This window comes from Paenibacillus sp. F024, assembly GCF_057814255.1.
Genome location: NZ_JBVASZ010000002.1, coordinates 115,716 through 141,134 on the forward strand (window position 1 = coordinate 115,716; position 25,419 = coordinate 141,134).

Here is a 25,419-nt window from a genome sequence, read left to right on the forward strand (position 1 = left end):
CACGGCGTATTCATCCCTCTTAATATCTGATATAATGGCATGTGAATACATATGTTCGCTTCTCGAAAAGCGGCCAAGAGAGCACAATAAGGGAGTTGCGCAAAGGTGCGGATTTTAGGCATTGATCCCGGAATCGCCATTGTCGGTTTCGGATTTATAGATAAACAAGGACATAAGCTGGTGCCGGTCCAATACGGTTCGATCCAAACGGAAGCCCACACGGCTGACGCCCTGCGCCTGAAGCAAATCTATGAAGCTGCGGTTCAGCTGATAGAAAAGTATAAGCCTGATGCGGTGGCGATTGAAAAGCTGTTTTTCAACCGTAATGTGACGACGGCTTTGACCGTGGGTCAGGCGCGCGGCGTACTGATGCTGGCGGCGGAGCAGAAAGGCCTGCCCATTGGAGAGTACACTCCGCTTCAAGTGAAGCAGGCGATTGTAGGTTACGGGAAGGCGGAGAAGAAGCAGGTACAGGAAATGGTACGTATGTTCCTGCATTTAAGTGCTGTTCCTAAGCCCGATGACGTGGCCGATGCTTTAGCGGTAGCGATCTGTCATGCTCATTCCTCGGCTTTACAACAAAAATTGAACGGAGCTTACAAACGATGATTGACTTTTTGAGAGGTACGGTAGCCCATCGGGAAACGGATTATGTCGTGCTGGATGTGCAGGGCGTGGGGTACCGTGTTTTTTGCGCCAATCCATTTGCCGTAGCTGCTGGAAAGGACGGCGGCGAAGTTACGATGTACATCCATTATCATGTAAGAGAGGATGCCCATCTGCTTTTCGGATTTACGTCCCGGGAGGAGCAATCGCTCTTTCGGCTTCTGCTGGATGTCAACGGTATCGGGCCAAAGGTGGCGATCGGCGTGCTCGCCGGAGGGCGTCCGGAAGTGATTGCCGCAGCCATTCGTCAGGAAAACCTGACGTTCCTTACGAAGCTTCCGGGAATCGGGAAGAAAACGGCGCAGCGTATGGTGCTCGATCTTAAGGACAAGCTGGGGGCTATATCCTCGGTTGATGAGAGCTTAGGCGTTCACAGCGCAGAGATTGCCGTATCTGCAATGATAGGGGACGGGGCTTGGGCGGAGGCTAAAGCGGCGCTGCTTGCTCTAGGCTATACCGAGGCGGAAGCGGACCGGGCCGGCCAGACGGTCAAGCCTAAGCTCAACGGCGGCGAGACGGCGGATGCCGTAACGAAGCTGGCCCTGCAGGCGCTGTTTCAGCAATCCCTGATGAAATGAGGAAGCCCGGATGAGGGCTTGCACGCCAGGCAAGCCTGAGGCTGGTGGAGAGGAGCTGCAAGGATGGAAGACCGGATCATTTCGGCAAACCTGATGATGGAGGACCAAGGGATGGAGTTTAGTCTCCGACCCAGGTACTTGGCGGAATATATCGGCCAATCGCAAGCAAAGGAAAATTTAAAGGTATATATAGAAGCGGCCAAAATGCGTAAAGAGGCACTGGATCATGTACTGTTGTACGGCCCGCCGGGGCTTGGCAAGACGACGTTGTCGAACATCATCGCCAATGAGCTCGGAGTCAATTTGCGTACGACATCGGGACCCGCGATCGAGCGCCCCGGAGATTTGGCCGCCATTCTGACGAATTTGCAGGAAGGCGACGTCCTGTTTATTGACGAGATCCACCGGCTGCATCGGACGGTGGAAGAGGTGCTCTATCCCGCAATGGAGGATTATGCGCTCGATATTATCATCGGAAAAGGTCCCAGCGCCCGTTCGGTCAGGCTTGATTTGCCTCCGTTCACTCTGGTGGGAGCCACGACCCGCGTCGGGCTGCTGTCGGCTCCTTTAAGAGACCGCTTCGGCGTCGTAAGCCGATTGGAATACTATACCGTAGATGAGCTGTCTTACATTGTCAGCCGGACCGCTGACATTCTGCAGGTGGAGATCGTCGGTGAAGCATCCCGCGAAATTGGCATGCGGTCCCGCGGAACGCCCCGGATTGCCAACCGGCTGCTGAAGCGCGTTCGCGATTTCGCACAAGTCAAGGGGGACGGCATTATCACGCTCGACATTACCCGGGCGGCCCTGACGAGCATTCAGGTCGACCCTCTCGGTTTGGATGAAATCGACCATAAGATGCTGCGTGCCATCATACTCAGTTTTCAGGGCGGGCCGGTCGGATTGGATACGATTGCCGCTTCGATCGGTGAAGAAAGCCAAACCATTGAAGATGTGTACGAGCCGTATTTGCTGCAAATCGGATTTTTGCAGCGCACGCCGCGCGGCCGTATGGTAACGGCCAGCGCATGCAAGCATTTGGGGCTGCCTATGCCCAGCCGTTCCTGACTTGTTGGAGAGGGGACGAGAAACCGTATGGTTGGAAAGGGGAACATGTAATGATGAAAGGCATCAAACGGCCGTTCTTGTCGAAAGGAGTATCTTCAGGCGCATTTCATCAGACCGTGCGACCGGTTTACGGCATCGTGTTGAAAATCACTGCAGCGGCTGCGCTGCTGGTGTCCGGAAGCATCGGAGCACCGGGAGCCGCGCAGCCTGTTTCTGCAGCACAAGCGGCCATTCCGAAGCTGGATACGATCCGTGTCGCGCTGTTTATTGACACAGGCAAATACGTCAGTAAAGCGTCGGCCGTGACCTTATCCGCCGAAGCCGGGCTGACGCTCCGTCTGCGTGGAGCCGCGGGAGCCGCGCCCGCCTATCAGGCGTCGGCAACAGAGCAGGTCCGCGTGTACGCGGACGGCTATTATGTTCAGCTGCCGGAGACGGCTGACGCCGCTGAAGCCAGGATGCAAGCGCAGCAGATGACGGCCGGCGGTGCCGATGTGGGCATCATGCAGAGCACCGCTCAGGGCAAGACGGTTTACCGCGTTTATTTGGGTCCGTTCGCGACCCGAGAGGAGGCGGCCGCAGCGGCGGCTTCCCGGCCTGGAACGGCGCTTGCAGGCCCGCTTCGCTGGAACGCAGGCACGTATGCCGATGCGGCGCAAGCCCAGGCGCAGGCGGCCGCCATCGCCCAGGCCGGCTTTGACGCCAATGCGGCGCAGCTGGGCTCCGGAAGCTATGCCGTGCTCGTAGGCGGCGCTGCGGACAGCGCAGGACTCGAGGCGCTGAGGGCCCAAATCACAGCGGTGCTGCCAACGGTTGTGCTGACGCCGATGGATGCGGCTCAAAGCTATGTGCTTTTGCGCAAGGAGCTTGCCGTTGATGCAGACAGCGCAGCGGTACCGCTGCGCGCAATGGTCTTTGGCACAAGCGCCAAGCTGTGGGCTGCTTCCATCAATGCCCAAGGCGCGGTCCTTGTCAAAGAACGCTATGGACGGATGTATCGCGGCGGTATTGAAATGTCACTTTACAATAACCGGCTTGCCGTCATCAATGAGCTGCCTTTCCAGCAGTATTTGTATGCTGTTCTCGGCTCCGAGCTCAGCTCGGCTTGGCCAATGGAAGCGCTGAAGGCGCAGGCGGTCGCCGCCCGAACCTATGCTTTGAAGCAGGGCGTAAAATATCAGATCGCCCATGTTTCGGATACCACGCTGGATCAATCTTATAAGGGCACTGCCGTGGAATTTCCGGCTGCGCTTCAGGCCGTCGATGCAACGGCCGGAGAGGTGCTTACCTATAACAATGCTTTGATCGATCCGCTATACTACTCCAATGCAGGAGGGCAAACGGCGGAGTCTACCGAGGTGTGGGGCAACGCAGTGGCTTACCTGCAAAGCGTCCCTTCCCAGGATAAAGGTGCCGAAGCGGGTAAAAAGAAATGGTATCGCATTGTGCTTCCCAACGGCAGCACCGGCTACATCCATTCCGATTATGCCCGGGACACGGGACTCAAAAACCCTGCAGGTCTGCCTTATTACGAATCCGTGCAGGACGGAGTGAATGTCCGTCCGGCTCCGTATGTGGATAATGCCGGCAATGCTGCGGCGTTTAAGGTCGATATCCGTGATCGTTTCGTGGTGATCGGAGAGGAAACGGAGTCCAATGCCTACGCGTGGATTCGTGGGCCCTATGACGCATCGGAGCTGAAGAAGCGATTCGGTTCTGCGATGACGGCGGGCGGTGAGCTTGAGCGGCTGGAAGTAACGAAACGGGGCGTTTCCGGCCGGGCTCTTGAGGTTGCGGCGAACGGAGAGACGCTCAAAGCCGCATATCCCGATGCGCTGCGGACGCTTTTGGGAGGATTGCCCAGCACGAAGTTTGAAATTGAAGAAACAGGACGGTATACTATATTGGGAGCAGGGGGAACGGTTCGCAGCCAAACCTCCGCCGCACAGCCGATTTATACCACGGGAGGCAGCCGAACGGTGCAGGAGCATAGCGATGAGGAGCTGTTTGTGCTTAACGCGGACGGAACGGTACGGTTGGCCACCCGGAGCCCGCAGTTTGTATTTAAGGGAACCGGCTTTGGCCATGGCTTGGGTATGTCCCAATGGGGTGCCAAAGGCTATGCGGAGCTCGGCTATGATTACCACAAAATATTGCAGACTTACTATATAGGGGTCTCGATTTCTAAGGGATGAAGAGATAAGATGCAAGTAGAATTGTTCGATTACGATCTCCCCGAGTCGCTTATTGCGCAGACGCCGCTTGCCGATCGCACGGCATCGCGGCTTCTGACGCTCGATAAACGCACCGGACAGATCGGTCACCACAGCTTTGAAGAACTGGAGCAATATTTGCAAGCCGGGGATGTACTCGTGTTAAATGACACAAGAGTCATTCCAGCCCGGCTTTTTGGCGTGAAGGCGGATACGGGTGCAAAGGCGGAAGTACTTTTGCTCAAGCAGCTGGAAGGGGATCGTTGGGAAGCTCTGGTTCGTCCGGGCAAACGCCTGAAAGCGGGCGCGCGACTTCATTTTGGCGGCGAATCCGGCGAGCCGGATTCTGCACCTTTGCTGACCGCCACGATCGAGTCTGAAGGAGACATGGGCAGCCGTGTGCTTCAATTCAGCTATAAAGGCATCTTTAATGAGATTCTGGAACAGCTTGGTCACATGCCGCTGCCTCCTTACATTAAAGAGCAGCTTCCCGAGAAGGAACGCTACCAGACGGTATACGCGAAGAACCGGGGTTCAGCTGCAGCGCCAACGGCAGGGCTTCATTTTACAGAGGAGTATTTGCATAGGCTGGAACAAAAAGGTATACAATTAGCCTATGTTACGCTTCATGTCGGGTTAGGCACCTTTCGCCCGGTCGCGGCGGAAACCGTAGAAGAGCACGAAATGCATGAAGAGTATTATGAGGTATCCGCACGGACGGCCGATTTGGTCAATGCGGCTAAGCAAAAGGGAGGACGGGTTGTCGCGGTAGGCACAACGTCAACCCGGACGCTGGAATCGGCTGCGCGTGAAGACGGTACTTTGGCGCCAGGAAGCGGTTGGACAAGCATTTTTATATATCCCGGCTACCGGTTTCGTTTAGTCGACGCACTGCTTACCAACTTTCACTTGCCCAAATCCACGCTGATGATGCTGATCAGCGCCCTTGCAGGAAGAGAACATGTCCTGGCCGCTTATAAAGAAGCCGTGGAGCGGGAATACCGCTTTTTCAGCTTCGGCGACGCCATGTTCATATACTAGATCACGGCAATGCCCGGAAAGAGTGATTTTAATGGCTATCACCTATGAACATATCAAAACGTGCAAGCAGTCCGGAGCCCGGCTCGGCCGGGTTCATACTCCGCACGGAATCGTGGAGACTCCGTCATTCATGCCGGTAGGCACACAAGCTACCGTCAAAACGATGAGCCCCGAAGAGCTCAAGGCAATGGATGCGCACATCATTCTCAGCAATACGTATCACTTGTTCCTTCGCCCCGGACACGAAATCGTGAAGGCGGCGGGGGGGCTGCACCGGTTTATGAATTGGGACAGGCCGATTTTGACTGACAGCGGCGGATTTCAAGTATTCAGTCTTAGCGAAATGCGTAAGATCACGGAAGAAGGCGTGCAGTTCCGCTCGCATCTGAACGGGGACAAGCTGTTTATTTCCCCGGAGAAATCAATTGAAATTCAGAATGCTCTTGGAGCGGATATCATTATGGCCTTCGACGAATGCCCGCCGTATCCGGCAGAGCACAGCTATGCCAAACAATCGCTGGAACGGACGACCCGTTGGGCGGAACGCTGTTTGAAGGCGCACAGCCGGCCGGAGGAGCAAGGGCTTTTTGCCATTGTTCAAGGCGGCATGTACGAAGATTTGCGCAAACAAAGCGCTGCCGAGTTGACTTCCATGGATTTCCCGGGGTATGCTATTGGGGGGTTGAGTGTGGGTGAACCGAAGCATCTCATGTTTGAGGTGCTGGATTACACTGTTCCGCTGCTGCCTGCCAACAAGCCCCGTTATTTGATGGGCGTAGGTTCCCCGGATGCTCTTGTAGAAGGAGCCATTCGCGGAATCGATATGTTCGATTGCGTGCTGCCTACGCGGATTGCCCGTAACGGCACCGTAATGACGAGCTCCGGAAGACTTGTTATCCGGAATGCCAAATTCGCAGAGGATTTCGGCCCGCTTGATCCGGAATGCTCTTGTTATACCTGCCGCAACTACTCTCGCGCCTACATTCGTCACTTAATTAAGGCAGATGAGACGTTCGGCATCCGGCTTACAACGTATCACAACCTCCATTTTTTGTTAGAGTTGATGCGCGGGGTGCGTCAGGCGATTCGAGAGGACCGGCTGCTCGATTTTCGCGACGAGTTCTTCTCCCGATACGGTATCGACGAGAACAGCAAAGGGTTTTAACCAATATTACATAGATATTTTAAGAAAGGGGGAAAGCAGATGTGGTTAGCAAGTGATGCTGCAGCGGCGCCGGGAGTCGAAGGAATCTTGGTTACATATGGTCCGCTTGTTTTGATGTTTGTTGTCCTGTACTTTTTACTTATTCGTCCTCAGCAAAAACGGCAGAAGACACGCAACATGATGCTGGGCAATTTGAAAAAAGGGGACAAGGTGGTTACCATCGGCGGCTTGCATGGTACGATCGTCGAGCTGACGGACGATACGGTCATCCTGCGCGTCAATGACGTGACGAAGCTGACGTTCGAACGTTCCGCGGTGAACACTGTTCAGAGCTCACCTGATACAACGGAGTAAAAGCTTGACATCGGCATAGGCCGTAAATAAAAGCCCGTTTTATCGCTTGATGCGAAGGACGGGCTTTTATACTTTTTTTTGCACCTGATTATTTCTTTAAATTCACCCCGATCATGCCGCCGAAAGCACCGGCACCCAATGCCAATCCCGACAACATCAAAATATCTTTTGTAAAACCTGAGTCATAAGCCAAAAATCCGACCATCCAAACGACGGCGATGTACATGGCTCCAAGCAGTAAGCCTTGGTACCAGCCTTTGCTGCCGCTTCGTTTTCCGGATACCATCCCCCCGATCAGCATGGCCAAACCGTGAATGATCAGAGTTGTTCCCCGCCAAGAATCTTCCGGAATGTCGGTTGCGAGCAAGACGAGCGAGGCGATCAACGTACCGATCATCATCAGACCGACAGCATACGTTAAGCCGGAAAACAAAGGTGAATTTTTCATAGTCACCCCATTCCTCCTTATCCGATCCATGATCCCCGAAGAATGTTCAGGGCTGCAAGCTCGCTTCTGCCCGCCGGGACCAAAGCGCTGCACCGCAAGCTCGCATCTTTATTCCCATTGTATGGGCATGTACCAGGAAATAGTACAGGTTCCTTGAATGATTACCAACAATTCTCCCGGATGACAATCAGCAGCCAAGGTCAAAATATTCCCTGAAGAGTACCCGGGAGGAAGAGCCAATGGAGATATGGATCTTATTAATTCGAACGCTCTTGGTCTATCTGATCGTGTTCTTGATGATGCGCATTATGGGGAAAAGGGAAATCGGCAAGCTATCCGTCTTCGACCTTGTGATATCCATTATGATTGCGGAGATTGCCGTGTTCGTACTGGAGGACTTGAACAAGCCGATGCTGGAGGGAATCCTTCCCATGGTGACGCTTGTGGCGATCCAATTGGTCATTGCGTATATTTCACTGAAAAGCGAAAAATTGCGCCGGATGTTTGAGGGCAAGCCCTCGGCGATCATTGACGGCGGCAAGCTGAACCGTGAAGAGATGCGCAAGCAGCGCTACAATCTGGACGATCTGCTGCTGCAGCTGCGGGAGAATAAAGTGCTGAACGTAGCCGATGTGGAGTTCGCCGTTCTTGAGCCTTCAGGCAAGCTGACGATTGCTGAAAAAAAAGATCAAACGAAGGGGTCTTCGGCAGGACAGGCGTCATTTCGTTACGAGGGCCTGCCGCTGCCGCTGATCATGGATGGAAAGGTACAAGACGAGAGTCTTCAGAAGCTGGGGAAAACGCGGTTTTGGCTGAAGCATGAGCTGAAGTCTCAAGGGGTAAAGGATTTTAAAGAAGTGTTTTTTTGCTCGATTGATCATCGGGGCAAATGGTTTATCGATAAAAAAAGATAAAGGCCGGTTTTACTTTACGATTTTTTTACCAAGCCACAGGATACGGAAAAAATCGTTTCGATTGATTAGCTTCAGCATGACCGCCAAAAGTAAATAGATGATCATTCCGATGGAGCATGCGGCTAAAAAACGGGCAAAGTCGTCTCCGATCCAATGGGATTGCATCACGGTGTGACTTGCGAATCCCGTGCCCGCCATGCAGAAGGCGGCCTTTACAAAGTCGGAGTGCCGCATCCGGAAATTCAGAAGCCGCATGATGCTGTGCCAGTGGAGGATCGTAACTAACATAATATTGACGGTAATGGCAATGACGGCACCTAATATACCGTATTCAGGACGGCTGGCCAGAAAGTAAATCAGCGACAGCTTGACTGTAGACCCGATGAGCGTATTGACCAGTGCGCTTCCGGGTCTTTCGAGCGCCTGCAAAGCGGCCTGAAGCGGGGCCTGAAAGTAAATGAACAAGGCTGCCGGAGCCATCATTTTCAGCATGGGCCCGACTCCAGGCTGACCGTACATATACAAACATATAGGCTCGGCAAGCACGTACATAAGTACCGCAAAGGGGGCGCCTGTGACCAAGGCCAGCTTCAGCGACTGATGCAGCCGCATGTGAATGGTGGCCAAATCATTCTTGGCTGCGGCCTCCGACAACGACGGCACCAGTGATACGGCAAGCGAGAACGTAAGGGCGCTCGGCAGCATAAGTACGGGTATCACCATCCCCTGCAGCGCTCCGTACTGCGCTGTCGCGAGCCCTGTAGCGATACCGGCCATGGCAAGGCTTTGAACGATCAGAACCGATTCCAAAAAATAGGATCCCGAGCCGACCAGCTTGCTGCCGGTGACGGGGACGGCGAGCTTTAAGATCTGCTTCAGATTGGCCATTCGGGATAACGAGCGTTTGGAACCGATTTGTCCGTGAGGCATGCGGCGCATGCGTCCGCGGTTCTGGCGGTAATACAGGATCAGTACGAGCAGCGCGCACACTTCCCCGGCCACCACGCCAACCATCGCGCCGGCAGCGGCATATTCGATTCCGTAAGGAAGCATCCAATAAGCAAATGCCAGCACGGTGACGATGCGAACGATGGTTTCCATCACTTGAGAGAGCGCTGTCGGAATCATATTTTGCCTTCCTTGAAAATATCCGCGAAAAACAGAGGATACAGCGACAAGGAGAACGATCGGCGTCATGCACAAAAACGTGTAGTAAACGCGCGGATCGGTAAATAAATGATCGGTGATCCAACGCGCCCCGAAAAAGATCACCGCCGTAAGCAGAAGACCAAGCCCAATAGCCACCGCAAGCGATAGTCGAAATATGCTTTTGGCGCGCGCTTCGTTTCCTTCCGCCTCGGCGGCGGCGACCAGCTTGGCCACTGCAATCGGAATCCCGCCCGTTACGAGCGTAAGAATGACTACAAGGAACGGCCAGCCCATTTGATAAAGACCGATGCCTTCAGGACCTATGACCCTGGGAAGGGTAATTCTCGGAATAAATCCAAGGATACGGTTGACGATGCCCGCGGCAAGCAAGATGAGCGTACCTTTGATAAACGACTGTTTTGTCAAGGGAATAACCTTCTTTCCCATGGGCTTGGACCCTGTAATACTAAATGAATATGCATAACCTGTCCTTGTACATGCAATAATTTTTCTAAATGCTCAATTACAGGGTCTCAGCAGGAAAACGGGCAAAGGCAGCGAATTAGGTAGTTAAGCTAAGGCTTCGCTTGCGGGGAGGGATGCTGAAATGGACAAAGACGACGAATGGCAGCCGGGTCATGGCGGTACTGACGCGGAACCGGAAGAACAAAGGCCGGAGGAAGCTGCCGATACGGCTTCCGAAGAAAAGACCGAAAGCATGGTGCCTTATATGGAGCTGCATTATATGGAAGAGACGGCCGTGACGGCCGCCGGCGAGCCGAAAATGACGGAACACGATGATGCGCAGCCGACGGCCCAAGAGGAGACAGAAAAAACGGCAGACTCCGGGACGGGGATCTCCGGGGCCTCAGAGGAAACCATCTTGGATGATGAGGAGCTGAACCGGATTATTGAAGAGCTGTGCCATAGTAAAGCGCAGGAATTCCGTATGCTTGGTTATGAGCATGTGACGGGTCAGGAAGTTTGGGAATGCATCAGCGAAAAATATAACAAGACCGGCGTCCCGCCGCTGCACCGGATCGTAAATGATATTTTGTCGCTCAAAGTAACGCAGTTTATGAATTGGATGACGATGAGCATTTATAAGGACAACGCCCATTTTCGATAAATGGGCTTCTTTTTTTTTGCGCTGATCTCCCACTCAATCCCAACCGTCGTCAAATTGACTCGATTTTCACAGGTAGGTATAATAGGAATATTGAGTTTGGAAGGAGATAGCTATGGACATCAAAAGAATCGTGGCGTTTTTCGTGAGTGTAGCGATCGTCTTCGCTGCAGTCATTTGGACGAGTCCTCATCTTGTAAGCAATATAAAGCTGGGTCTTGACCTTAAAGGCGGATTTGAAATTTTGTACGTTGCCGAACCGATTGAGCCGGGACAGCAGGTGACCAAGGAGTCGCTGCTTGAAACAGCCCGGAGCATCGAACAACGGGCGAATGCCCAGAAGGTAAGCGAGCCTGAAGTGACGACGGAGGGAAGCGACCGGATCCGTGTTCGATTGGCCGGTATTGAGAACGAAACTGAGGTTCGTGAAATATTGAAGAAGCCCGCGGAGCTGTCTTTTCGGGGACCGGACGGCACCAAGGAAATGGTCGGAAGCGACTTTGAAGTCGGTGCTGCCAAACTTGGCTTCGATGAAGCCAACAGACCGCTCGTTAATATTAAAGTAAAAGATCCCGAGAAATTCCGTCAGGTGACTCAGAAGCTGATCGGGCAGCCGCTTGCGATCTATTTAGATGAGGTGGAGTTATCGGCTCCAATCGTACGTCAGGTACTGACGGACGGCACAGCCACGATCAGCGGTAACTACACGTACGACGAAGCGAAGCAAATTGCCGACACGATCAACCTTGGTGCGCTTCCGCTAAAGCTTACGGAGAAGTATACCCAATCCGTCGGCGCATCGCTGGGCCAGCTGTCGCTGCAGCAAACCGTTAAAGCGAGCATTATCGCGTCCATATTGATCGTCCTGTTCATGATACTGTTTTACCGTGTGCCCGGTTTGGTTGCCTCCATCACCATTGTGACTTTTATATGGTTAATGCTGCTTGTGACCTACTTGATGAACGCTACCTTGACGCTCCCGGGAATTGCTGCATTTGTTCTTGGGGTCGGTATGGCGGTCGACGCCAATATTATCACCTACGAACGGATCAGAGAAGAAATGCGTAACGGCAAGAGCGTTATGTCTTCTTTGAGAGCGGGCTCCCGCAACTCGTTCCGTACGATACTCGATGCGAATATCACGACGATCCTGGCCGGCGTCGTGCTTTATTTCCTTGGAACAGGCGCTATTCAAGGGTTTGCCTTGACACTGATATTCACCATTTTGGTAAGTGTATTGACCAACGTCTTCTTCTCAAGATGGCTGCTGACCTTGCTCGTTCGCAGTAATATTTTGAAAAAGCCGGCTTATTTTGGGGTAAAGGAGTCTGAAATCAATGCTCTCTAACGCCAAATATGATTTGATGAAGCACCGCAGGAAATTTTTTGGTTTCTCCATAGGCATCACGATCATCGGAATCGTTATGATGCTGATGTTCGGTTTGAACCTCGGGGTGGATTTCAAAGCGGGTACGACGCTTGATATTTCAACGGGAGGCAAGGCGATTCAGCAATCTCAAGCTGCCGAGCTCGTCAGAAGCGCCGGTTTGGAAACCGCGACTCCGCCGATTATTGGGGGGGCGGCGCAGGATCGGGTAACGCTTCGTTTCGATAAGGTGCTCAGCTCGCAGGAAGTCGCTCAGATTGAGTCTGGGTTTAAAACGGCATTCGGGGATCAGATTTCCAAAGAGGAAAACACGGTGGATACCGATTTGGCCAAAGAACTGGCGTTAAAAGCGATCTATGCAGTGTTGATTGCGAGCCTTGGCATCGTGATTTATGTCAGCATTCGTTTTGAATGGCGCTTTGCCGTTGGAGCGATTGCCTCGCTTCTCCATGATGCGTTTATGGTTATCGCTGTATTCTCCATCTTCAGGTTGGAGGTCAATTTGCCGTTTGTTGCCGCTGTACTTACGATCATCGGCTACTCAATTAACGATACCATCGTTATTTTCGATCGAATTCGGGAAAACATGCGTTTTGCCAAGGTGAAAACATTTGACGATTTGTCTCAGGTTGTCAACCGGAGTATTTGGCAAACCATGACTCGCTCCATCAATACGGTATTGACCGTGCTGATTGCGGCGGTCCTACTGTTTGCTATGGGAAGCGAAGCAATTCGACTTTTCTCGCTCGCTATGATCATTGGATTGGTAAGCGGAATGTATTCTTCCATCATTATCGCAAGTCCGATTTGGCTGGTATTGAAAGCCAAGACGTTAGGTGCTTCTAAAAAGAAAGCCGCAGCTTAAGCGGTTTGGTAAGCTCGGCCGCGCGAAACGGCATGTTTCGGCGGCCTTTCTATCAATTCATGGAGGAGTGACCCCATGACGGAGGAACGAAGCAAGCAAGCGGCCGCCTATGTGCGGAGCGGTATAGCAGGCAATCTCGCTTTGGCGGTTCTGAAAGGCGTGACCGGATATTTGTCGCAAAGCAAGGCATTAATTGCTGATGCGCTCCATTCTGCATCGGAGGCGTTCCATTCCATTGCGGGATTGCCGTCAGCCGCCAAAAGATTTTCCGATGAAGACCCTGCGTACGGTCAGGGAAAAGCAAAGTCCAAAGCATCCATTATCATCTCGGTACTGCTGCTTATTGTAGGTCTGGAAACGGCTATTTCTTCCTTGAAATCGATTTATCATGGTGCCGATAAGGCGCCTGAAACATATGCGCTTGTCATTATCCTTATCTCTATTGCCGTTAAGGAAGTACTGTTTCAGTATAAACACCGGTTGGGAAAAAAGCTTTCCGGTCAAGCGTTAACCTCCAGTCAAAAGGAGCACCGGGCCGATTTGGTTTCTTCGATTGCGGCATTTATCGGTATTGCAGGAGCGCTGCTGGGCTATTACCTGGGAAATACTACGCTCTATTATCTTGATCCTCTCGCCGGACTGTTCATTGGGGGCCTTGTTGTTCGCATGGGAATTCAGCTTTTGACGGAATCGATGCATGGAAAGTCAAGCCTTGCTCTGCATCAAGAGGATTCTGCGGAGATGCTCAATACCGTTCAGCGCGTGAAAGGGGTCATCTCTATTGATGATTTACGCGCAAGAGAACATGGGCATTATGTAATCGTTGACGTCAAAATCAGCGTGAACCCCCGAATCACCATTCAGGAAGGCCATGATATCGCAAAAATTGTAAAATTTACGCTGATGAAGCGTTTTATTCATGTATCCGATGTCTTTGTTCATGTGAGTCCGTACGATCCTGGATATCCATACAAAAATCATGATTTGCAGGCCGACGATTTGCCTACATTGCTTCACTAAATGACGGGAGGGAAGGCATGCTACCAACAAAAGCCAGATGGAATATCGGCAGTGCAGATCCCGAAGCGGCCGATGCACTTTCCGAGGCGTTGAATGTTTCGCCGCTGATAGCCCGCCTGCTTGCGGTCCGCGGATTGACGGACATCGGCCATGCCGCCCAATTTTTACATGGAGGAACGGATCAGACGCATGATCCGTTCCTTTTAGATGGGATGGCCGATGCTGTAAAACGAATTCGTATGGCCATAGAGCGGGGCGAGAAAATCCGTATTTACGGTGATTACGACGCTGACGGTGTAAGCAGTACGACACTGATGGTTCATCTGCTGAGACAAATGAACTGCAGCTTTGACTATTACATACCCCATCGCGTCCATGAAGGATATGGGTTGAACATCGCTGCATTGGATGCAGCAAAAGAGCAGGGCGTCAAGCTGATCGTGACCGTGGATACCGGGATCAGCGCCGTGGAGCAAATTGCATATGCCCATTCGATTGGCCTTGATGTGGTGGTGACCGACCACCACGAACCCCCGGAGATTCTTCCGCAGGCGTATGCTATAATCAACCCCAAGAAACCCGGCTGCCCTTATCCGTTTAAGCAGCTTGCAGGAGTGGGCGTGGCGCTGAAGCTGGCGCAAGCGCTCTTGGGCCGATGGCCGGAGGAGCTGCTGGAATTTGCGGCGATTGGGACGGTGGCTGATTTGATGCCGTTGACTGACGAAAACCGCATCATCGTCAAGCAGGGATTGGAGCGGATGCGGCAGACGTCCAATGTTGGCATTAAGGCGCTTTTCGGCGTGGCCGGAACTCCGTTGAAGGACGTTAACTCTACTCATATCGGTTTTGCACTTGCTCCGCGCATTAATGCAAGCGGTCGTCTGCTTAGCGCGGATACGTCCGTCAGGCTGCTTACGACGACGAGTGAGCAGGAGGCGGAAAATCTTGCCTTTGAATTGGATCAGTTAAACAAAGAACGGCAGCGCATTGTTGATGAGATTGCGACGCAGGCCACTGCAATGGTCGAAGAACAGCGCAGCGGGGAGGACGAGCCTCCCAAAGCGATTGTGCTTGCTCACGAGGATTGGAATGTCGGGGTCATCGGAATCGTTGCGTCGAAAATGGTCGACAAATATTACCTTCCGACAATCATCCTGGGGATTGACAAAGAAACGGGGATGGCTAAGGGCTCAGCGCGCTCGATCGCCGGGTTCGATATGTATCGGGCGCTGACTCACTGCCAAGATGTGATGGAGCATTATGGCGGACATCAAATGGCTGCCGGAATGACGCTGGCGCAGGAGCATCTGCCCGAGCTTGCGAGCCGAATGTCGCGATTGGCAACGGAGTGGCTCTCACCAGATGACTTTATACCCGTCATGCAGGCGGATATGCTGTGTGAATTCAGCGAAGTGGATCTGGAAACCATCCGCCAATTGGAGCTGCTTGGCCCGTTCGGTATGGGCAATCCCTCGCCCCGGTTCGTTTTCAAGGAACTGGCGCTTAAAGATATGCGTACAATCGGGAAAGAACAACAGCATTTGAAGCTATCATTGCAATGCGCAAGAAGCGAGACGGCCGCTGCTGTGGATGCAGTCGGTTTCGGCAAAGGGCGGCTGGCCGAATGGATTTCTCCTTCCGCGTCCATCGACGTCCTGGGCGAGCTTTCCGTCAACGAATGGAACGGGGTGCGAAGACCTCAAATCATGATTCAAGACATGGGAGTTCATCGCATCCAATTGTTTGACTGGCGGGGGACGCCAAGACCCGACCGGAAGCTGTCGGAGCTTTGCGGGCGGCTTGAACGGCACCCTCAGGGTAAGGGGCGGCTGCCGGCCGTGGTCGTATTCGGTACGGAGCCGCCCCCTATTTTGACGAAGTCCGAGGATTGCTTCTCCCTTTGGTGTGCAGATCTTCACGGACGTTTCCGTGCGTGCAACGAGGCCGCCCGAAATAACGCATTATCCGAAGCTTTGGATGTGCTGCTGTATTCGCTGCCGGATCGGATGGAGCAGCTCGACGCTCTTGCCGCAGAGGCAGTATCGGTACAGCGGTATTACGCCGCTTTCGGCGGCACCGATGCGGATAAGCATGCGGCGATCCTGCCGGGCCGGGACATGTTTAAATCGGTATACGGTGCGGTCATGGCGGTGCAGCAGAAGCCGGCGAGCGCAGAATGGATTGCCAAGCGCTCCGGCGTGCAGCTTCCGCTGACCCGTTTCATATTGGACGTATTCACAGAACTGGATTTAATGGAACATCTTAGTGACGGCTATAGGATCGTCACATCAACGGAGAAGAAGGATTTGACCGCTTCTTTACTTTACCAAATCCGGATGAAGCGGCCGGAAGTGGAGCAGGAGCTGATGTACTCGTCAGCCAAGGAGCTGCTGTCCAGGCTCTTTGCTCAGCATAAATTTAGCCAAACCAAGTTGGAGGGAATCGTATGAATTTCAAAGAACATATTCGGGTTATTGAGGACTTTCCTCAGCCGGGAATCAGCTTTAAAGATATTACCACCTTGCTGAAGGACGGTAAGGTTTACCGGGAAGTGATCGCTGAAATGGCAAGACGCCTGGAAGGCGTTCAGATTGATTGTATTGCCGGTCCGGAGGCCCGCGGTTTTGTCATTGGAGCTCCGTTGGCTGTAGCGCTGGGCGTAGGGTTTATCCCGATACGCAAAAGCGGTAAGCTTCCGGGCGAAACGATTGAGGCGGATTATGCACTTGAATACGGCAAAGACAAATTGGCCATGCATAAAGATGCGATTACACCGGGACAAAAAGTGCTGATTGCAGATGATCTTCTTGCTACCGGCGGCACGATTGCGACTTCGATCAATCTGGTCAAGCAGCTTGGCGGCGATGTGGTCGGCGCAGCGTTTCTGATTGAACTTCTGGAACTGAACGGAAGAGAGAAGCTGAACGGCGTTGAGGTTTTCTCACTAGTGCAGTATTGATGGTAATGGGTTTTGCTTCAATATAAGAACACCTGAGGGGCTGTCTCCTTCGTCTATTGAATGACAAAGGAGACGGCCCCTCCTGCCTTATAAAGTGATACTAAGCCGGTACAAAATGCGATCCTCTGGAATCGTACCGGTCGTGACAGCCGCCGTGTCTGAAGCGCTTTAGGGCGAATACCCTATAGCAGTACAAAAAGCCTATTCCTATTGAACAGGTTTTTTGCTTTTCCTAAGGAAAGGCGGAAATGAAGGATGGCTGCAGAACTGACGGCAAAGCATATTATGATCGGAGGTCAACAGCTGAGGCGGCTGCAAAAGGATGTATGGAGCGATAAGTACGTTCAAGCGATCATGACGGCCGATGGGTATAAATCGGACATACAAATCCGTTATCGGGGCGGACACACGCGGGAATACCCGAAGCGTTCGTACGAGGTGGTTCGTGAAGGTAAAACCTATCATTACAATGCGGAATATGATGATCCCTCCCTGATTCGCAATGCGCTTTCTTTCCGTTTTTTCGACGCGATCGGTGTTCCGAGTCCGGCAGCTAAGCACTGTCTGCTGTATGTTAACGGGCACTACTCCGGCATTTATCTGGAAATTGAAGGGGTAGACCGGTCCTTTTTTCGCAAACGGGGAATTTCCGTTCAATCGCTCTTTTATGCGGTAAATGATGATGCGAACTTTGATGTGCTAAAAGCAGATGCGAAACGGAGGAAGACGGAGCTCTTTTCGGGCTACCAGCATATCAAGGGCACCCTGACGGACCGGCAAAAGCTAAGAATGTTTATCCGAAGGCTGAATACAACAAAAGATACGAAGGTGCTGGAGACTTATCTGTATCGAAGAGTGGATATCGATAATTACCTCCTTTGGCTCGCTGGAGCTGTGCTAACGGGCAATTATGACGGCTTCGAGCAAAACTATGCGATATACCGTCATAGGACTTCGCAAAAATACCGGATGATTCCGTGGGATTATGAAGGAACCTGGGGACGCAACTGCTACGGCAGGCCATGCGGCAGCGATTTGGTACGGGTTACAGGCTACAATCAGTTGACCCGCAAGCTGCTGCAGTTTGCTGCGGTGCGCAGGAAATACCAGCGGCTTTTGAGCCGTCTGCTGCAAACCGAGTTTACGGTGTCCCGGATCCTTCCTGTTGCCGAATCCATGCATAATCTAATCAAGCCTTATATGCATTGGGAACCGGTGAGGAAATGGCCTGTTCATGTATTTGACGGGGAGCTTCAGTTTATTCGCAGGTACATGGAAGAACGGCGTTTGCTGGTGAACGAAGCGATAAAAGATTTATAACAAAGTGCAGGCGGGGCACAGTCTGAGGATTGCGGGCTTTTTTGTCCGCTTGTCTTTCCTGAAATCGCTTGCGTTTGATATGAAAACAGCCAAGCAGGTTCCATTGACGCGCAAAATGTCGGTTTGTCCCGCATTTTCTTGACGGAGAGCCTATTCCAAGGGCATAATGGATTAAAATCAATTTAAGGGAATGGATGGACGGATGGGGATAGAGCAGCTTCTTGAGAAGGCATCCACATATTTAAAAGAGAATGATTTGAACCGGATTCGGGAGGCTTACGAATTTGCCGATCAAGCCCACTACGGGCAAATGCGCAAATCCGGGGAGCCCTATATTTTGCATCCGCTCGCGGTGGCTGACATTCTCGTCAATATGCAGATGGATACGACTTCGGTGATTGCCGCGCTGCTTCATGACGTGGTGGAGGATACGACGGTTTCTTTGGACGTTGTGCATGAGAAGTTCGGTGCAACGTGTGCAATGATCGTTGACGGGCTGACCAAGCTGGAGAAAATCAAGTTCAAGAGCAAGGAAGAGCACCAGAACGAAAACTACCGCAAAATGTTCGTAGCCATGGCGCAGGATATTCGCGTCATCTTGATCAAGCTTGCGGATAGGCTGCATAATATGCGTACTCTGAAGCACCAGTCTGAGGAAGCGCAGCGGCGGATTGCTGACGAAACGCTCGAGATTTTTTGCCCGATCGCGCACCGGCTCGGTATATCGGCAATCAAATGGGAGATGGAAGATATCGCTCTGCGCTATTTGAATCCGCAGCAGTATTATCGGATCGTCAACCTGATGCAGAAGAAGAGAGCCGAACGGGAGCAGTATATCAATGACGTTATTTTCTCGGTAAGCGATAAACTGCATGAGATGGGGATCGATGGAGATATCTCCGGCCGGCCGAAGCATATTTACAGCATCTACAAAAAAATGACTGTAAGAAACAAGCAATTTAACGAAATATACGATCTGCTTGCTCTTCGGATCATCGTGGACAATATAAAGGACTGCTATGCAACGCTGGGCATCATTCACACGCTCTGGAAGCCGATGCCCGGCAGGTTTAAGGACTATATTGCGATGCCGAAGCCGAACATGTACCAATCGCTGCATACTACGGTCATCGGTCCCAAGGGAGAACCTCTCGAGGTGCAGATCCGGACGTTCGAAATGCACCGTACGTCCGAGTACGGGGTGGCGGCTCACTGGGCATATAAAGAAGGCACGAATGTACCTTCGGGCAGCTATGAAGATAAGATGCATTTTATTCGTGAAATTATTGAGCTGCAAAATGAGGCAGAAGATGCCCAGGAATTCGTAGAATCGCTCAAAATGGACTTTTTCGCTGATTTGGTATTCGTTTTTACGCCAAAAGGGGAAGTCATCGAGCTGCCGGCGGGATCCGTGCCGCTGGATTTCGCTTACCGGATCCATACGGAGGTCGGCAACCGGACGATCGGTGCTAAGGTGAATGGAAGGATCGTACCTCTGGATCATAAGCTCAAAACAGGCGATATTGTAGAGATTCTCACCTCCAAGCATTCGTATGGCCCGAGTCAGGATTGGGTGAAGCTGGCCAAGTCGTCGCATGCGCGCACGAAAATCCGTCAATGGTTTAAAAAGGAGCGGCGTGAGGAAAATGTCGTAAAGGGCCGGGAGCTGATTGAACGCGAGCTGAAACGGCTTGGTTTGGAGCCGCCTTCGCTGATGAAAGATGACGAGATGCTGGAGGTTGCCCGCAAATTCAACTTTCAAGAAGTAGAAGATATGCTTTCGGCTGTCGGCTTCGGCGGGATTACGGCGGCGCAAATTGTTACGCGCTTAACGGAGAAGATCCGCAAAGAGGCCCAGGAAGCGCAGCAGCAAGCGCTGCTTACCTCCGAGGTCAAGGAAATGAAAGCTCCGGCGGAGAAGGAGCGCAAAGGGCGCCCGACGAACGGAGTTCGAGTCAAAGGCGTAGATAATTTGCTTGTCCGTTTTGCCCGGTGCTGCAACCCGGTTCCCGGAGATCGAATTATCGGTTATATTACCCGCGGCCGCGGGGTCTCGGTCCATAGGGATGACTGTACGAATCTTCCTTCGCCCGAATTCAGCGATGAAGGCAACCGCGTGATTGAGGTCGAGTGGGTGGATGATGTCGAAGCCAATTACAACGTGGAGATTGAAATTACCGGCCATGACCGGCGCGGCCTGCTTAACGAAGTGCTGCAGGTCGTATCCGAAAGCAAAACGACGATATCTGCCGTATCGGGGCGCTCGGATAAGAACAAGATGGTCGTGATCCATATGACGATCCTGATCAAGAACATTGATCATTTACATTCGATTGTCGAGAAAATAAAGCGGATCAAGGATGTGTATTCCGTACAGCGCATTATGCAGGCTTGACCCAAGCTGTAATCTGACAGGAAACGGAGATTGTTTATAGATGAGAGTCGTGTTGCAGCGCAGTAAGAACGCTGCGGTGGCCGTAGACGGCCAAACCGTGGGGGCCATTTCCCGCGGGCTGGTGCTGCTCGTAGGTATCGCAGACAGCGATACCGAACAGGATGCCGCTTATATCGCGGATAAAGTGGCGGGATTGCGGATTTTTGAGGATGAGGCGGGCAAAATGAACCTCTCCGTGCTGGAAACGGACGGGCAGGTGCTGTCGATTTCACAGTTCACCCTTTACGGGGACTGCCGCAAAGGACGCCGCCCCAATTTCATGGGAGCTGCGCGTCCTGAGCACGCCGAGCCCTTGTACGACAGGTTTAACGATATGTTGCGGGAGCGTGGGCTTCATGTGGAAACGGGTCGCTTCGGGGCGATGATGGACGTGTCGCTCGTTAACGATGGACCGGTGACATTGATTGTGGAAAGCAAGCAAGCTTAACGGCTCTTTGCGGTTCAAGAGGGATAAGGGCGGAAGGTTTTGGGGAAAATGGGGACAGGGCTTTGATGCTGCCGAATGAAAACTAAGGGGCTGTCTTTATACCATGTACCGATCTCCAAAAGAACAACGGATGCTGCTGCCTGAGCTCCAGCTGGGAACGGGTTCCGGACGTACGGAAGAAGCGGCGGCACTGCTGCCTTCCGGGCTTGCTGATAGTGAAGTGAGCTCAGCCTTTTCTTCTGCGAGCGAGCAGCTTAAGCGGACCATGCGCAAACCTTCCCGCTAGCCTTCTAAAGCCGGCAGGTGTGCTCCGAAGAACTAAAGCAAATGAAACGGGCTCCGGAAGGGGCTTTTGTTTTGCCGATAGGTTGATCACCATCACAGGGGGATGACGGATGAAGAGGGATAATGTAATTTTTTGAAACCATTTGTCGTCCGTTTACGTATAAAAGCTTGACTGTCCCACTATGACTGCCATCCAAAGCAATCGGCGGGGAGAACTTATCTTTCTTTATTACATGAATCAGAGGTGTTGTATGGCAGCAAAAGCAAGAGGTTCCAATGGCGGCAGCGCCAAAGGATATGTTCTGTTACTGGCGTTGGTGGTGTTGATCGCGGCGGGAGCCAGCGGTTTGTACTGGTGGAAATCGGGAAGCACAAAGGCGCAAGGAGGCCATACAGGCCATTTAAGCGCTCCTCAAGAGCTTACTGAAGTGAAGACAATGGATGCCCCTAAAGATAGCTATGACGTTATTGTAGCCGGTACCGATCCCGAAGGTGTTGCGGCAGCTGTTTCCGCATCCCGCAACGGGTTAAAAACGCTGCTGGTCGACGGGCACAACCGCGAAATTCTTGGCGGATTGATGTCTCTTGGCTGGTTAAACAGTCTGGATATGAACTATGAGCCCGATAAAGGGGTGCTTCACAAAAGAGAAATTTTGAATAAAGGCATTTTCACAGAGTGGTACTCCAAAATTGAAGGCGATTCCTTCGATGTGATCACGGCGGCTAACGCCTTCAATGAGCTCGTGGCCAAAGAGAAGAACGTGGATGTACTGCTTCAAGTGAAGGGGATGGAACCCGTCATCAGCGAGTCGGGATCCGCATCTGTGATTACGGGATTGAAGATTACATTGGCTGACGGCACCGTCAAAACGGTTCAGACCAAAGCGCTGATCGATGCGACCCAAGATGCCGATATTGCCGCGGCGGCCGGAGTGCCTTACACGACAGGCCGCGAGGATTTGGGCGATAAAAAATCACGCATGGCCGTCACGCTGGTGTTCCGTTTGAAGAACATCACGCCTGAGGTTTGGCAGAAGATGACCGAACGGCTGCAAAACGACAATGATCCCGGAACGGGCATCAATGAAATGAGCGCTTGGGGTTACAAGGATATGAAGGATTACCCGCCGATGAACAAGGAGCGGGTAGCGATGCGCGGACTCAATATCGGCAGGCAGAACAACGATACGATGCTGATTAACGCATTGCAAATTTTTGGCATAGACGGAACGGACCCGAAGTCGAAGGAAGAGGCGTTTGAGCTTGGGAAGGAAGAGCTCCCGCATATCGTCGATTATATGAAAAAGCAGTATCCCGAGTTTGCCGGCATTGAGCTGGACGCGACAGCGCCTGAGCTGTATGTTCGCGAAACGAGGCATATTCAGGGTGAATACAGGCTGAGCATCATTGATGTGCTGGAAAACCGCGATCAATGGGACCGGATCGCCTTCGGTTCTTATCCGGTGGATATCCAGCGGATGTCGCCTGCGGATACCGGGGCAGTGGTAAGCGTACCGCAGAAGTATGCCGTTCCGTTCCGCAGCATCGTTCCGCTCAAGGTGGACGGGCTGCTCGTTGTCGGACGTGCGGCAAGCTTTGATTCGCTACCACACGGCACGGCCCGTGTCATTCCTGTAGGTATGGCGGCCGCCGAAGCGGCGGGCGCTGCAGTGAAGATTGCCGAGGATGGGGGACTAACGTTCCGCCAAATGGCAGCGAACAAAGAAGCGGTGGCGAAGCTGCAGGATACGTTGAATAAGCAGGGAATGGCGCTTCAGCCTTTCAGCATTAATCCGCAGCCATTTATGGAGCACAAGGCGTATGAAGGACTGAGGGTTGCAGCGACCCTGGGGCTTGCGACCGGAGGGTATGACAACAATTTTGCTCTGGACGCCAAAAGCAACCAGCAGAGAGTTGCCAATGTGCTGGAGGGCATGCGCAAATTCAAGCCGGAGAAGCTGTCAGGCAGTCCGTCGGCTGCTTTAGTCCAAGGCACGGATCCGAAGAATCTTCCGGTTTCCGTCGAGCAAGCGGCCTATATGTTTGCTTTGATGCTCAAGGTGGAAGCTACACGGGATAACGCTGCCGAGGTTTTGCAAAGCAGGGGCTTCCTGAAGCCGGAAACGCTTGAGGCCATTGCGAATAAACAGGAGCTTACGAACGGTGATACGTACTTGATGATCAAGGATGTATACAATGTCGTAAAGGATTCAAAATAACTTGTCGAATTCATTCGATATAGGGATTGTTTTGCTTGACTTTGGAAATATTCAAGATTAGAATATATCATAGTCAATTGAGTTATATTTCATGATCCGTTGATGGGACAAAGTACTTCGAACCTTGCATAATTCAGAGAGGGAAGTCTAGGCTGTAAGCTTCCTTATGCGAATCGGACGAACAGACCTCCCGGAGGACAAGCGGGGAACACCGGAATAAGAGCAGCTGATGAAGGTCATTTGCAGCATGATTTTATTCGGACAGTAGCCGTTCTTGCGCTGGCGGGCGTTATCCGTGACTTGAAGTGTGAATGGAGCTTGTGGGCGGGCTGCCGTATGGCAGGAAGCTGCGGGATGCATTCAAATCGTGGGTGGTACCGCGGGAGACTAAACGGTTAGCAATCTCTCGTCCCTGAAGTGGATTCAGGGGCGGGAGTTTTTTATTTTAGGAAGGAATTACCTGTTGCCAATAAAGAAAGGAGCGGCCAATAGATGAGTATTCAAAAGCCGAAAGGAACGCAGGATTTACTCCCCGGTGAAATTGAGAAATGGCAGTATATCGAGTCCAAGGCGAGAGATTTGTGTCTGCGTTTTAATTACCGCGAAATCCGTACCCCGATTTTTGAGCACACCGAGCTGTTTAAGCGCGGTGTAGGGGAAACGACGGATATCGTCGAAAAAGAAATGTATACGTTTTTGGATAAGGGCGACCGCAGCATATCGCTTCGTCCTGAAGGAACAGCCGGTGTCGTTCGCTCTTACGTCGAGAATAAGCTTTACGGCGAGCCGGATGTCAGCAAGCTGTATTATATCGGGCCGATGTTCCGATATGAACAACCGCAGGCTGGCCGCTACCGCCAGTTCCACCAGTTCGGAATCGAGGCTTTCGGCTCTGTGGATCCTGGGCTGGATGCAGAGGTCATTGCACTTGGGTTTACGTTTTACAAGGAGCTGGGCCTCAAAGACGTGACGGTGGAGGTCAATTCCGTCGGCAATCCTGCGGTACGCGAGGCTTACCGTGAACACGTACAGAAATTCTTCGCCCCGGTGAAGGATCAGCTGTGTAAGGATTGTCAATCCCGTTACGACCGCAACCCGATGCGTATTCTCGATTGTAAAATCGATCAAAAGTACTGTGAAGGAGCGCCGACTATTCTCGAGCATCTGGATGAAGAGTGTTCGGTGCATTTTCAGGCGGTACAGGATCATCTTCAGGCGATGGATATCCCGTTTCGGGTAAATCCGCGGCTTGTCAGAGGCTTGGACTATTATACGCACACGGCCTTTGAGTATAAAGCGGCGGGGATCGGCGCGATTGATACGATCGGAGGAGGGGGCCGTTACAACGGTCTCGTGGGACAGATCGGCGGAAACGATCAGCCCGGCGTCGGGTTGGGTCTTGGGATGGAGCGTATTCTGCTCGTGCTGCAGGCCCAGGGTGTCGACATTCCGTCGGCCAAACCGTTGGACATCTATGTGATAGGGTTAGGCGAAGCGGCGGAGAAAGAATGCGTCAAGCTACTGCAAAGCCTGCGTGCTGCCGGTCTGACGGCGGAGAAGGATTACCTGGGCCGCAAGATCAAGGCGAAGATGAAATCGGCCGACAGGTACCAAGCGGCCTATGTAGCTATTCTGGGAGACGACGAGCTTGCCCGCGGTGAAATCACCGTAAAGACGATGGCGACAGGAGAGCAGGAAACGCTGCCGCTTTCCAGCTTGGTTCAAACGCTGAAAAGCCGGATTTCGTAAAAGTGATATAA

General features: G+C 52.4%; 22 protein-coding genes. 20 read left to right on the forward strand and 2 right to left on the reverse strand.

The features are described 5' to 3' along the window. Positions 1-105 precede the first annotated feature (105 nt). From ruvC to yajC, 7 genes are all read left to right on the forward strand, one after another. Complete coding sequence (gene ruvC, locus ACZYR9_RS04390; protein WP_488977248.1) at positions 106-609, forward strand: crossover junction endodeoxyribonuclease RuvC; 504 nt, start codon at positions 106-108, stop codon at positions 607-609. Next, positions 606-1,244 carry a Holliday junction branch migration protein RuvA gene (gene ruvA / locus ACZYR9_RS04395; RefSeq protein ID WP_488977249.1) on the forward strand — a complete coding sequence of 213 codons (639 nt, stop codon included), beginning with the start codon at positions 606-608 and terminating at the stop codon, positions 1,242-1,244. The genes ruvC and ruvA overlap by 4 nt, the downstream gene beginning before the upstream one ends. 63 nt (positions 1,245-1,307) lie before the next feature. Next, entirely contained in the window at positions 1,308-2,312 is a 1,005-nt protein-coding gene (gene ruvB / locus ACZYR9_RS04400; RefSeq protein ID WP_488977250.1) for a Holliday junction branch migration DNA helicase RuvB, read from the forward strand. Positions 2,313-2,362: 50 nt separating this feature from the next. After that, the gene (locus ACZYR9_RS04405) at positions 2,363-4,507 is read left to right on the forward strand and encodes a SpoIID/LytB domain-containing protein (RefSeq protein WP_488977251.1); all 2,145 of its coding nucleotides are present in this window, start codon (positions 2,363-2,365) and stop codon (positions 4,505-4,507) included. 9 nt (positions 4,508-4,516) lie between these two features. Further along, positions 4,517-5,566, forward strand: a complete 1,050-nt coding sequence (gene queA, locus ACZYR9_RS04410; RefSeq protein WP_488977252.1) for a tRNA preQ1(34) S-adenosylmethionine ribosyltransferase-isomerase QueA — start codon at positions 4,517-4,519, stop codon at positions 5,564-5,566. A gap of 25 nt (positions 5,567-5,591) precedes the next feature. After that, entirely contained in the window at positions 5,592-6,731 is a 1,140-nt protein-coding gene (gene tgt, locus ACZYR9_RS04415; protein WP_488977399.1) for a tRNA guanosine(34) transglycosylase Tgt, read from the forward strand. Between the two features lie 39 nt (positions 6,732-6,770). Then, a complete protein-coding gene (gene yajC / locus ACZYR9_RS04420) occupies positions 6,771-7,085 on the forward strand; it encodes a preprotein translocase subunit YajC (RefSeq protein WP_488977253.1) in 315 nt (104 codons plus the stop codon). Positions 7,086-7,173: 88 nt separating this feature from the next. On the opposite strand, the gene ACZYR9_RS04425 is transcribed toward yajC, so the two are convergent. Then, the gene (locus tag ACZYR9_RS04425) at positions 7,174-7,533 is read right to left on the reverse strand and encodes a TIGR04086 family membrane protein (RefSeq protein ID WP_488977400.1); all 360 of its coding nucleotides are present in this window, start codon (positions 7,531-7,533) and stop codon (positions 7,174-7,176) included. 239 nt (positions 7,534-7,772) lie between these two features. On the opposite strand from ACZYR9_RS04425, the gene ACZYR9_RS04430 reads away from it, so the two are divergent. Then, positions 7,773-8,447 carry a DUF421 domain-containing protein gene (locus ACZYR9_RS04430; protein ID WP_488977254.1) on the forward strand — a complete coding sequence of 225 codons (675 nt, stop codon included), beginning with the start codon at positions 7,773-7,775 and terminating at the stop codon, positions 8,445-8,447. 9 nt (positions 8,448-8,456) lie between these two features. Here the strand turns inward: ACZYR9_RS04430 and spoVB are convergent, their stop codons facing one another. Further along, complete coding sequence (spoVB, locus tag ACZYR9_RS04435) at positions 8,457-10,022, reverse strand: stage V sporulation protein B (protein WP_488977255.1); 1,566 nt, start codon at positions 10,020-10,022, stop codon at positions 8,457-8,459. Positions 10,023-10,203: 181 nt separating this feature from the next. Here spoVB and ACZYR9_RS04440 point away from each other — a divergent pair, with 181 nt between their 5' ends. From ACZYR9_RS04440 to hisS, 12 genes are all read left to right on the forward strand, one after another. Then, positions 10,204-10,725 (forward strand): post-transcriptional regulator, encoded by a 522-nt coding sequence (locus tag ACZYR9_RS04440; RefSeq protein WP_488977256.1) that lies wholly within the window; start codon positions 10,204-10,206, stop codon positions 10,723-10,725. A gap of 112 nt (positions 10,726-10,837) precedes the next feature. After that, entirely contained in the window at positions 10,838-12,070 is a 1,233-nt protein-coding gene (gene secD, locus ACZYR9_RS04445; RefSeq protein ID WP_488977257.1) for a protein translocase subunit SecD, read from the forward strand. After that, complete coding sequence (gene secF / locus ACZYR9_RS04450; protein ID WP_488977258.1) at positions 12,060-12,974, forward strand: protein translocase subunit SecF; 915 nt, start codon at positions 12,060-12,062, stop codon at positions 12,972-12,974. The genes secD and secF overlap by 11 nt, the downstream gene beginning before the upstream one ends. 75 nt (positions 12,975-13,049) lie before the next feature. Further along, positions 13,050-13,994: a cation diffusion facilitator family transporter gene (locus ACZYR9_RS04455; RefSeq protein WP_488977259.1), complete on the forward strand. Its 945-nt coding sequence runs from the start codon at positions 13,050-13,052 to the stop codon at positions 13,992-13,994. Between the two features lie 17 nt (positions 13,995-14,011). Next, on the forward strand, positions 14,012-16,444 hold the full coding sequence (gene recJ, locus ACZYR9_RS04460) for a single-stranded-DNA-specific exonuclease RecJ (RefSeq protein ID WP_488977260.1): 2,433 nt from the start codon (positions 14,012-14,014) through the stop codon (positions 16,442-16,444). Continuing rightward, a complete protein-coding gene (locus ACZYR9_RS04465) occupies positions 16,441-16,953 on the forward strand; it encodes an adenine phosphoribosyltransferase (RefSeq protein ID WP_488977261.1) in 513 nt (170 codons plus the stop codon). Before recJ ends, ACZYR9_RS04465 begins: the two co-directional genes overlap by 4 nt. Positions 16,954-17,208: 255 nt before the next feature. Beyond that, positions 17,209-18,273: a CotH kinase family protein gene (locus tag ACZYR9_RS04470; RefSeq protein ID WP_488977262.1), complete on the forward strand. Its 1,065-nt coding sequence runs from the start codon at positions 17,209-17,211 to the stop codon at positions 18,271-18,273. A gap of 202 nt (positions 18,274-18,475) precedes the next feature. Next, positions 18,476-20,668 carry a RelA/SpoT family protein gene (locus ACZYR9_RS04475; RefSeq protein ID WP_488977263.1) on the forward strand — a complete coding sequence of 731 codons (2,193 nt, stop codon included), beginning with the start codon at positions 18,476-18,478 and terminating at the stop codon, positions 20,666-20,668. Between the two features lie 40 nt (positions 20,669-20,708). Beyond that, on the forward strand, positions 20,709-21,155 hold the full coding sequence (gene dtd, locus ACZYR9_RS04480) for a D-aminoacyl-tRNA deacylase (protein ID WP_488977264.1): 447 nt from the start codon (positions 20,709-20,711) through the stop codon (positions 21,153-21,155). A gap of 103 nt (positions 21,156-21,258) precedes the next feature. Further along, complete coding sequence (locus ACZYR9_RS04485; protein ID WP_488977265.1) at positions 21,259-21,441, forward strand: hypothetical protein; 183 nt, start codon at positions 21,259-21,261, stop codon at positions 21,439-21,441. 250 nt (positions 21,442-21,691) lie between these two features. Next, on the forward strand, positions 21,692-23,659 hold the full coding sequence (locus tag ACZYR9_RS04490; protein ID WP_488977266.1) for an FAD-dependent oxidoreductase: 1,968 nt from the start codon (positions 21,692-21,694) through the stop codon (positions 23,657-23,659). Positions 23,660-24,151: 492 nt separating this feature from the next. After that, the gene (hisS, locus tag ACZYR9_RS04495; RefSeq protein ID WP_488977267.1) at positions 24,152-25,408 is read left to right on the forward strand and encodes a histidine--tRNA ligase; all 1,257 of its coding nucleotides are present in this window, start codon (positions 24,152-24,154) and stop codon (positions 25,406-25,408) included. Positions 25,409-25,419: the final 11 nt, after the last annotated feature.

Bases quoted from the DNA above. Each gene is read 5' to 3' on its own strand.
- ACZYR9_RS04475 (WP_488977263.1), top strand. From the start codon at position 18,476: ATGGGGATAGAGCAGCTTCTTGAGAAGGCATCCACATATTTAAAAGAG.
- queA (WP_488977252.1), top strand. From the start codon at position 4,517: ATGCAAGTAGAATTGTTCGATTACGATCTCCCCGAGTCGCTTATTGCG.
- ACZYR9_RS04430 (WP_488977254.1), top strand. From the start codon at position 7,773: ATGGAGATATGGATCTTATTAATTCGAACGCTCTTGGTCTATCTGATC.
- ruvA (WP_488977249.1), top strand. From the start codon at position 606: ATGATTGACTTTTTGAGAGGTACGGTAGCCCATCGGGAAACGGATTAT.
- ACZYR9_RS04440 (WP_488977256.1), top strand. From the start codon at position 10,204: ATGGACAAAGACGACGAATGGCAGCCGGGTCATGGCGGTACTGACGCG.
- ACZYR9_RS04490 (WP_488977266.1), top strand. From the start codon at position 21,692: ATGGCAGCAAAAGCAAGAGGTTCCAATGGCGGCAGCGCCAAAGGATAT.
- dtd (WP_488977264.1), top strand. From the start codon at position 20,709: ATGAGAGTCGTGTTGCAGCGCAGTAAGAACGCTGCGGTGGCCGTAGAC.
- ACZYR9_RS04405 (WP_488977251.1), top strand. From the start codon at position 2,363: ATGATGAAAGGCATCAAACGGCCGTTCTTGTCGAAAGGAGTATCTTCA.
- recJ (WP_488977260.1), top strand. From the start codon at position 14,012: ATGCTACCAACAAAAGCCAGATGGAATATCGGCAGTGCAGATCCCGAA.
- ruvB (WP_488977250.1), top strand. From the start codon at position 1,308: ATGGAAGACCGGATCATTTCGGCAAACCTGATGATGGAGGACCAAGGG.
- ACZYR9_RS04485 (WP_488977265.1), top strand. From the start codon at position 21,259: ATGTACCGATCTCCAAAAGAACAACGGATGCTGCTGCCTGAGCTCCAG.
- ACZYR9_RS04465 (WP_488977261.1), top strand. From the start codon at position 16,441: ATGAATTTCAAAGAACATATTCGGGTTATTGAGGACTTTCCTCAGCCG.
- secF (WP_488977258.1), top strand. From the start codon at position 12,060: ATGCTCTCTAACGCCAAATATGATTTGATGAAGCACCGCAGGAAATTT.
- secD (WP_488977257.1), top strand. From the start codon at position 10,838: ATGGACATCAAAAGAATCGTGGCGTTTTTCGTGAGTGTAGCGATCGTC.
- ACZYR9_RS04425 (WP_488977400.1), bottom strand. From the start codon at position 7,533: ATGAAAAATTCACCTTTGTTTTCCGGCTTAACGTATGCTGTCGGTCTG.
- ACZYR9_RS04470 (WP_488977262.1), top strand. From the start codon at position 17,209: ATGGCTGCAGAACTGACGGCAAAGCATATTATGATCGGAGGTCAACAG.
- hisS (WP_488977267.1), top strand. From the start codon at position 24,152: ATGAGTATTCAAAAGCCGAAAGGAACGCAGGATTTACTCCCCGGTGAA.
- yajC (WP_488977253.1), top strand. From the start codon at position 6,771: ATGTGGTTAGCAAGTGATGCTGCAGCGGCGCCGGGAGTCGAAGGAATC.
- ACZYR9_RS04455 (WP_488977259.1), top strand. From the start codon at position 13,050: ATGACGGAGGAACGAAGCAAGCAAGCGGCCGCCTATGTGCGGAGCGGT.